Origin of the sequence: Streptomyces sp. E11-3 (genome assembly GCF_046540415.1) — a bacterium.
Lineage (GTDB): Bacteria > Actinomycetota > Actinomycetes > Streptomycetales > Streptomycetaceae > Streptomyces.
Genome location: NZ_JAZGRL010000123.1, coordinates 1 through 2,156 on the forward strand (window position 1 = coordinate 1; position 2,156 = coordinate 2,156).

A 2,156-nucleotide genomic window follows, 5' to 3' on the forward strand; every position below is an offset into this window, starting at 1 on the left:
CCCCTCACCCTCACCCTCACCCTCACCCTCACCCTCAGCCGCCCTGCCGCCGCCGACGCTCGCCCCCGGCCCCGCGGGTCAGGCACCCGTGTTCGAGCACGGCCCGCGCGGCGGCGGCAAGACCGTGGCGCTCACCTTCGACGCCGACATGACCGCCGACCAGGGCCCGCGCGCGGCGTCCGGCGAGCGCTTCGACAACCCCGAGCTGATCGCCACGCTGCGCCGCCTCAAGGTCCCGTCCACCGTCTTCATGACCGGCCGCTGGGCCGAGGAGTACCCCGACCAGGCCAGGTCGATCGGCGCCGACCCGCTCTTCGAGGTCGCCAACCACTCCTACAGCCACCACGCCTACACGGCCGACTGCTACGGCCTGCCGACCGTCGCACCCGAGCGGATGCGCGCCGACGTGGATCGCGCCTCCACCGCGTTCCGCGCGGCAGGTGTGTCCCGTACCGTGCCGTACTTCCGCTTCCCCGGCGGGTGTTACGACCGCACCGCACTGCGCGCGATCGCCGGAAGCGGAGTCACCGCGGTGCAGTGGGACGTGGTGGGCGGCGACGCGTTCGCCACCGACGCGGACGCGGTGGCCCGCGAGGTGCTGCGTGGGGTCAGGCCGGGTTCGGTGGTCGTCCTGCACTGCACCCGCAGCGCCGCCCCGGCCACCGAGCGGGCGCTGCGCACGGTGGTGCCGGAACTGCGCGAGCGCGGGTACCGCTTTGTGCGGGTGTCGGAGCTGATCGGGGCGGCTGGTGGGCGCGGCTAGGCTGGCGGTCATGGACTACTGCGCGAGTACGTCGCCGTCGGCGCCCGGCGAGGCACCGGCCGCCGACGGGGAGCCGTACGCCGAGTGCGTGCTGTGCCGGAAGCCGACCGAGTACCCGGAGTCGACGAAGGGCGCGACGCTCTGCCCCGTCTGCGAGTGGCAGGAGGCGCAGCGCACAGCCTGCTCCGGGTGACGACCATCGATCCCGTACGCCCCTTGCCCGCCCGCGGTCGCGCGCCCACCATGTAGGGACACTCGGCCCCTGGGGTGGAGCATGCGTACGGACTCCTGGCGCGTTCTGGCCGCGACTCTCGCCGTGTTACTCGCTGCCGCCTGCGGGTCGGGCGGCGGGGGCGGTGCGCAGGGCGGCCAGGAAGGTGGTACGGACGGCGCTACGAACAAAAAGACGCCGACATGGACGCCACCGGACAACGGCTCCGGGAGGTCCACGGGTTCCAGCGGCTCGACCGGGTCCACCAACGGCAACGGCGGCAAGAACGGGAAACCGCCGGAACTGATCTGGCTGCCGATCGGTCCCCGGGATCCGAACACGGACCAGGCACACGACCCGGAGAGTGTCTACGACCTCCTGCAGGCACCGCACGACTGCGCGACCGCCAGGGTGCCGATCGAGCAGGAGGCGAAGCGTGCCGAGGACCGAGGCAAGGCGCTCGACAACAGATGGCGGGTCCTGCGCGGCCTGATGGCGGCGTGCCTGGCCGCACAAGGGCAGGGCGGGAGCTGGGACACGGCGGCGGCGGACTACGCCATCGTCAAAGGCCGTACGCCGGACACCTGCAAGGGCCGCGCCGCCCTCAGCACCCTCCGCGAGCTGGTCGGCTTCCACGACACGTACCCTCAGGCGACCACGCGCCTCGTCGTCCCCTCCAGCGGCGGCCAGGCCTGCGCCCTGCGGATCACCGGGGTGAGCGCGGACGGGAGCACGACCGTACGCCCTGGCAACGAGGCCCTGATCGAGCTCAGCGGCGCCTACTTCAACGCGCCCGACGCGAACGCCTTCGTGACCGTGGGCGGGAAGGATCTCGACGCGCAACCGAGGCGCCTGCCGCGCAACGGGGACCGGCTGGCGTACGCGTTCGAGGTTCCCGAGCTCGGCGCGGGCTACCCAAAGACCGTGGACGTCGTTATCTCAGTGGGCGGGGTCACCCTGACCGAACGCGGTGCCCTCACGGTCGAGGAACCCGAACCCGAACCCGACGCAGCCCAGTCCCCCGCGAGCGGTCCGGGCGCGGCAGCCCGATGACCGCTCCGTACCTGCGGCGCCTACGCACATCGCTCACCACAGCCCGCGCCCGCCGACGCTCCGGCGGCGACCCAAGGCCGACGCCGCCCCCGCAACCGTCCCCGCAGCCGACACCCACACCCCCTCCGC

3 protein-coding genes are annotated in these 2,156 nt (G+C 73.1%); all 3 read left to right on the top strand.

The features are described from left to right. On the top strand, positions 1 to 763 hold a 763-nt coding region (locus U9R90_RS35725; protein ID WP_411061622.1), incomplete at its 5' end, for a polysaccharide deacetylase family protein. A 10-nt stretch (positions 764 to 773) separates the two neighbouring features. Further along, positions 774 to 956 carry a hypothetical protein gene (locus U9R90_RS35730; RefSeq protein WP_411061624.1) on the top strand — a complete coding sequence of 61 codons (183 nt, stop codon included), beginning with the start codon at positions 774 to 776 and terminating at the stop codon, positions 954 to 956. Between the two features lie 81 nt (positions 957 to 1,037). Continuing rightward, positions 1,038 to 2,027 (top strand): hypothetical protein, encoded by a 990-nt coding sequence (locus U9R90_RS35735; protein ID WP_411061625.1) that lies wholly within the window; start codon positions 1,038 to 1,040, stop codon positions 2,025 to 2,027. The last annotated feature ends 129 nt before the right edge of the window (positions 2,028 to 2,156 follow it).

Coding starts and splice junctions, on each gene's coding strand:
- U9R90_RS35730 (WP_411061624.1), top strand. CDS start 774: ATGGACTACTGCGCGAGTACGTCGCCGTCGGCGCCCGGCGAGGCACCG.
- U9R90_RS35735 (WP_411061625.1), top strand. CDS start 1,038: ATGCGTACGGACTCCTGGCGCGTTCTGGCCGCGACTCTCGCCGTGTTA.